A 919-nucleotide genomic window follows, 5' to 3' on the forward strand; every position below is an offset into this window, starting at 1 on the left:
GCCCTGCTCATCGCCCGTACCCGCCTGCTGGACCCCGACAACATCGCCACGTGGGACGTACCTAGCGACCCCGCCGCGGTTGCCCCCGTCCGCGCCGACGCCCGCCGCCATCTCATCCGCTGGCACCTGGACGATGTCACCTACGCCGTCGAACTCATCCTCAGCGAGCTGATCACCAACGCGATTCGCTACGGCACACCGCCCGTGCACGCCCGTCTGATCAACGACCGCGCGCTCACCTGCGAAGTCTCCGACTCCAGCAGCACGTCCCCGCATTTGCGCTACGCCGCCGACGACGACGAAGGCGGACGCGGCCTCTATCTCATCGCCCACCTCAGTGACCACTGGGGCACCCGCTACTCCCCTCGCGGGAAGACCATCTGGACCCAGAACACCGTGGCTCCGGGCCGTGGGGACGAGGTGGAGCACGTGTTCACCGACATCGACCTCGATGCGATTCCGCCTCTGTGATGACACGCCGTCCCCGCGCCGCCCCTTCCGGCCACCGCGGGGGTTGTGGCTTTCACCTTGTCGGGCGGAGGCCGCCTCGCACTTTCGATGTCGGGCCAAAAGCCGCTGCTTTTCGGGGCATTGAGTCCGAGTTGTGTGACGTCGGCCGTACTTTTCACGCTCCTTCACCTCAGGACGTTTGAGGAGGCATGGCGAGTTGGACAAGAAGCGGTGCCCGGCCGGTGGTGAGGTAGCCCCGTCCAGGTGGGTGGGAGAAGTATTGGTCGGGTTCGAGGCTGAGGCGGTGGGCGATGGCGCTGGGGCGGTCGGAGGGGGTGAGCAGGATCAGGTTTCCGGTGGCGAGGATCGTATTGACCAGGCGAGTGATGGGGTTGGGGAAGCCGGTGAGGAGGGGGGTGGCGTCGACGGCAAGGACAAGGGCGTGGTGACCGCGCGCTGAAGGCCGGCT

Annotated in this window: 2 protein-coding genes; one reads left to right on the forward strand and one right to left on the reverse strand. The window is 67.0% G+C overall.

All coding sequences use genetic code 11. The features are described 5' to 3' along the window. Positions 1–471, forward strand: a 471-nt coding sequence (locus ACSNOD_RS31445) for an ATP-binding protein (RefSeq protein ID WP_436770481.1), incomplete at its 5' end; no start/stop codon positions are given. 169 nt (positions 472–640) lie between these two features. On the opposite strand, the gene ACSNOD_RS31450 is transcribed toward ACSNOD_RS31445, so the two are convergent. Beyond that, positions 641–919 (reverse strand): hypothetical protein (locus ACSNOD_RS31450; RefSeq protein WP_436770482.1); only part of this gene is annotated, 279 nt, incomplete at its 5' end.

This window comes from Streptomyces sp. URMC 123, assembly GCF_051386515.1.
GTDB lineage: Bacteria > Actinomycetota > Actinomycetes > Streptomycetales > Streptomycetaceae > Streptomyces.